Source organism: Mycobacterium sp. NPDC003449 (assembly GCF_053588415.1).
This window is the reverse complement of record NZ_JBSFPX010000316.1, coordinates 1-4817: the sequence shown is the minus strand read 5'-3', so window position 1 is coordinate 4817 and position 4817 is coordinate 1. Positions and strand designations below refer to the sequence as shown.

Here is a 4817-nt window from a genome sequence, read left to right as displayed (position 1 = left end):
ACCATCGACCATCCCGGGGTATGTTCGGCTACGGACCGTAGGAGAAACACCAAACTCCAGTCCGCCCAACAACAATCACCGCCGACACCAGAAGGAACCGGCCATGCAAGCCATCACCGTCTCAGACCGCGACGCCGGCATCGCCGGCCTGACACTGACCGACCTACCCCGCCCCCAACCCACCGAAAACGACGTCATCGTCGAAGTCCACGCCGCCGGCTTCACCCCCGGAGAACTCGACTGGCCACCCACCTGGACCGACCGCGGAGGCCGCGACCGCACCCCCAGCATCCCCGGCCACGAACTCTCCGGTGTCGTCGTCGAACTCGGCGAAGGCACCACCGGACTCACCATCGGACAACGAGTATTCGGAATCACCGACTGGGCCCGCAACGGCTCACTGGCCGAATACACCGCCGTCGAAGCCCGCAACCTCGCACCACTACCCATCGACATCGACCACACCACCGCCGCCGCCCTGCCCATCTCCGGACTCAGCGCCTGGCAAGCCCTCTTCGACCACGGCCACCTCGCCCCCGGACAGACCGCCCTCATCCACGGCGCCGCCGGCGGCGTCGGATCCATCGCCGTCCAACTCGCCCGCCACATCGGCGCCCGCGTCATCGGCACCGGCCGCACCGCAGACCGCGACCACGCCACCAAACTCGGCGTCCACACTTTCCTCGACCTCGAAACCGAAAAGCTCGAAGACGCAGGACAAGCCGACGTCATCTTCGACGTCATCGGCGGCGACATCCTCACCCGCTCCACCGCCCTCCTGCGCCCCGGCGGAACCCTCATCACCATCGCCGAACCACCCAAAACCCAACCACCCAACGGACGGGCCCTCTACCTCCTCGTCGAACCCGACCGCGCCCGCCTCACCGACCTCGCCACCCTGGTACGAAACGGACGCCTCACCCCCCTCATCGGCGCCACCCACCCCCTCGCCGAAGCCCACACCGCCTTCGCGCCCACCACCCGCACCCCCGGCAAAACCATCCTCACCATCACCAAAGACTAAAAGGAATGACGATGACCTACTTTGTCGCTGTCGAGCCCGATGCTGCCTCGGGTAAGGCCGCCGACTTGTTGGCGCAGGTGCAGAAGACGTTGGGTTCGACTCCGAACATGACGAAGGTGATGGCCAACAGTCCTGCCCTGTTGAAGAGCTATCTGGCACTTTTCAGTGCGGTGGCCACCGGTTCGATTCCTGCGGCGGTGCGGGCACGTTTGGCGATTGCCACCGCGCAACTCAACGGGTGCGAGTACTGCCTGTCCTCGCATACCTACATCGGCGCCAACATCACCAAAGTCGAAGCGGCCGAACTCGAACGGGCCCGCAGTGGTGAGTCCGAAGATCCACATGTGGACGCGCTGCTGACGCTGTCGAACCTCATCGTCGAGAACGCAGGCGATGTCGATGAGGCCGACATCATCGCCGCGGGTCGGGCGGGTGTCACCGAGGAGGAGATCGGCGAGCTGATCGCCAATCTGTCATTGAACATCATGACCAACTACTTCAATGTGATGGCCCGCGTGGAGAACGACTGGCCGGTCGTCTCGCTGTGACCCGGTGACGTGAACACCGGACGCGGACAGCGTGAAGAGGAGGATGTGGTGCGAGCCGCAGATCGACGGATGATGTGGCACGGCATGTTCTTGTTCTTGATCGGCCTGGTGACCGGCACGCAGGAGCGCCGCTTCAAGAACATGCGTATGGGGCTGTCCGCGCATCTCCAGGGCGTCGTGAACGGCACGTTTCTGATCGCGGTGGGGGCCGTCTGGGGGCATATCGAGCTTTCGCCACGTGCGGAGAAGGTGGCACGGTGGGCGGCGCTGTACGGCACGTACGGTAATTGGCTGTTCACCGTCGTCGGCGCAGCGTGGGGCACGGCGGCCGCGAATCCGATTCTCTCGCAAGGACACCGCGCCAAACCGTGGCAGGAACGGGTCGCCGGAGCAGGGTTCAGTAGCATCGCCTGCTCCATCGCTGTCGCGGTCGTGTTGCTCCTGTGGGGTCTCAGCGTCGGCAACCGGCAGCTGGACGGCCGCGGTACCGATTCACGGGAGGCCGGTACCGGAATCGAATTGCCGAGCGTCACCGGCGACTGATCCGCTGTGAACCGTACGGATTACAGCAGGCCGAGGTCGCGTGCCCGTTTGACGGCCGCCCTCCGGTCCTGCACGCCGAGCTTGCGATAGAGCGCACGCTGGTGGGTTTTGACGGTGTTCAGTGAGACATAGAGCCGTTGGCCGATTTCGCGGCGCGACAATCTGGTGGCCAGCAGACCGACGACTTCGAGTTCTTTGGGTGTCAGCTCTTCGCGAACTGGTTGAGCCCGAGTGGAGGTGGATACCGGATTGCCCATGGCGCGCAGATCGGTGTGGGGTGAGAACCTCTGGGCGATATCGGTATCCACGCCACCGTGAAGCAGGGCGCCGGCCTCGTTTCGGCTTGCCGTCGCCGTCTGGCGATCGCCGAGGTGATTGTGGATGTCGGCCTGGGTGAGCAGCGCTTTGACCACCTCGAGGGTTCCGGCGCCCTTGTGGGCCAGCCTGACGGCTATGCCTGCGGCGTCCGCGGCGGCGACCGCGTCGCCGCGCATGTCGAGGATGATCGCCGTGGCGAGCGACACCATCATGTCGACGAAGTGCTCGCCGTCGGCCAGTTCCTTGGTGCTGCCGGTTGCGCGGCGAATCAGTTCCTCGGCGGCCGCGAGTTGACCGTGGTGGGCAGAGATCATCGCCAGATAACCCAGTGCGTACCGACGGTCGCCATGGTTGCCGAGGTTCTCGGCCAGCTGGGCGGCCCGGCGGAAGATGGGTTGGGCCTCGTCGACGCGGTCCGAGAAGTACAGTGCGGCTCCGTATATGCAGTAAGCGGCCGACCGGGCCTGCGGGGCGTCCTCGAAATCAGACGCGACGGCTCGACGCGCGGCGTCGAGGGCGGTGGCGACGTGACCCTTCTTGAACGCGTGGACCTCACGCAGGACTACGAGTTGGGGGCCGGCGGCGTCGCCCGCGGCTTCGACTGCCGCTATCCATTCGTGGGCGTCGTCGAAGTGGCCGGTATTCAACGCGATCCAGGCACGAATCGCGCTGAGCCGCGGATCGGCTGAAACCGTCTGGTCCGGCAGCAGGTCGAGCCAGCCGGAGATTGTGGTCAACCCACCCGCATTGAACTCGTCAACCCAGTCGGACGCGATGAGATCCGCACTCTGCTCGATGTCGCCGGCGGCGACGAGGTGGCGCACCGCCTCGTCGACAAGACCCTCGGCTTCGAACCAGGCTGCCGCTCGTCGGTGCAGGCCTGCGACCAGATCGGGCTCGCTGCGGTGCAGCTCGGCACGCAGCAGCTCGGCGAACAGATGGTGATAGCGATACCAGCGTCGCGACATGTCCAGCGGCACCACGAACAGGTTTTCGCGTTCGATCCTCTCCAGGATCGATGCCGAGTCCGACGTCTGCAGCACTGCGTCGCACAAGGTACCGCTGAGTCGTCCCAACACCGAGGTGCGCAACAGGAAGCTGCGCAGCTGTGCCGGCTGCTGGTCGAGCACCTCGACCATGAGGTAGTCGACGATGTGCCGGTTGTCGCCGGCGAACATCTTGATCAACGATGCGGTATCGCCGGGCCCGGCGAGCGAGAGAGCGGCGAGGTACAGGCCGGCGACCCACCCTTCGGTGCGCCGCTGCAAGAATTGAATGTCGGCACTACCAAGGCCCAGCCCGAGCACATCGTTGAGCAGACAACCCGCCTCGACGGTTCCGAACCGCAAGTCGTTGCTTCGCATCTCGACCAGCTCGGCCCGAGCCCGCAGCCGTGCCAACGGCAACGGCGGATCCGATCGGGTGGCCAGCACCACGTGAAAGTTCACCGGCAGGTGGCCGATGACGAATGCCATCTGGTCATGAACGGCCTGATTTACCACCAGGTGGTAGTCGTCGAGAACGAGCACCATCGGGCTGGCAGTCGCGTGCAGATCGTTGAGCAGCGTCGGCAGAACCACCTGCATCGGGTCGGCACCCACCGCCAGGAGCTCGACCGCACGGGTCCCGACCCCGGGATTGGCTTTTTGCAGCGCCGCGACGACGTACATCCAGAACCACACCGGGTCGTTGTCGGAAGGATCCAGCGACAGCCAGCTGAAGCGGTGGGTTTCATCGGCCGCCGAAGCCCACTGTGCCAGCAGCGTGGTCTTGCCCCAGCCCGCCGGCGCGCTCAGCAGTGTCACCTTGCGCCGCAGGCCGACGGCCAACGCGTCCAGCAATGCGGCCCGGTCGACGAGCTGACCTGCCGTGCTGGGGACGTACAGCTTGGTGGCGAGCAGAACTGCTCGCTCATCGCCTTGACCGGCGTCGCTGTTGCCGTGTCCATTCGCGTCAACCATGTCCGAACTCCGCGCATCGGTTGCACCGAGCGTACGGGCAGGAGAGCCGGGTATCGGCGCGTTCTCGGTGAGCGTCGGCGTGCTCATGGCCGTCGGGACACCAAAACGTATCCGCCGAGGCCGAACGCGACCGGCAGCATCACCAACATTCCCAGCGCGGTGTTCATCATCGGGTCCCCCTTCTTCGGCGTCGGGGCACTTCTCCAACGGCGGTTCCGGTTGCTCGGCCGCGGTCGCGGCGATACGGAGTACAACGACTACGTTGGCAGTTCGGATGGGCCGTCACCATCGCCCAGCGGGTGATTTTTAGAGCCCGCCCGGTGTATGCCTAGTGGCCCCGATCGGCGCCGGACTGCTCACTCCGGGGGGTGGGTGAGTTGTTTGAGTTGGGTTCGGGAGGTGATGCCGAGTTTGGTGAAGGCG

The 4817-nt window shown here is 65.4% G+C and carries 4 protein-coding genes; 3 read left to right on the top strand and 1 reads right to left on the bottom strand.

Annotated elements, in window-relative coordinates:
* The first annotated feature begins 103 nt into the window (after positions 1 to 103).
* The 3 genes from ACWDTP_RS37465 to ACWDTP_RS37455 are packed head-to-tail and all read left to right on the top strand — an operon-like array spanning position 104 to position 2115.
* Positions 104 to 1024 carry an NADP-dependent oxidoreductase gene (locus ACWDTP_RS37465; RefSeq protein ID WP_450028272.1) on the top strand — a complete coding sequence of 307 codons (921 nt, stop codon included), beginning with the start codon at positions 104 to 106 and terminating at the stop codon, positions 1022 to 1024.
* Between the two features lie 11 nt (positions 1025 to 1035).
* Positions 1036 to 1572 carry a carboxymuconolactone decarboxylase family protein gene (locus tag ACWDTP_RS37460; RefSeq protein ID WP_450028271.1) on the top strand — a complete coding sequence of 179 codons (537 nt, stop codon included), beginning with the start codon at positions 1036 to 1038 and terminating at the stop codon, positions 1570 to 1572.
* Positions 1573 to 1581: 9 nt separating this feature from the next.
* Positions 1582 to 2115, top strand: coding sequence for a hydrogenase (locus ACWDTP_RS37455; RefSeq protein ID WP_450028270.1), 534 nt, complete (start codon positions 1582 to 1584; stop codon positions 2113 to 2115).
* A gap of 20 nt (positions 2116 to 2135) precedes the next feature.
* Here ACWDTP_RS37455 and ACWDTP_RS37450 read toward each other — a convergent pair whose 3' ends face one another.
* Entirely contained in the window at positions 2136 to 4394 is a 2259-nt protein-coding gene (locus ACWDTP_RS37450) for a LuxR C-terminal-related transcriptional regulator (RefSeq protein ID WP_450028269.1), read from the bottom strand.
* Positions 4395 to 4817 lie beyond the last annotated feature (423 nt).

What these genes read in the sequence shown, in the direction of transcription:
- ACWDTP_RS37465 (WP_450028272.1), top strand. Translation starts at nt 104, where the DNA reads ATGCAAGCCATCACCGTCTCAGACCGCGACGCCGGCATCGCCGGCCTG.
- ACWDTP_RS37460 (WP_450028271.1), top strand. Translation starts at nt 1,036, where the DNA reads ATGACCTACTTTGTCGCTGTCGAGCCCGATGCTGCCTCGGGTAAGGCC.
- ACWDTP_RS37450 (WP_450028269.1), bottom strand. Translation starts at nt 4,394, where the DNA reads ATGGTTGACGCGAATGGACACGGCAACAGCGACGCCGGTCAAGGCGAT.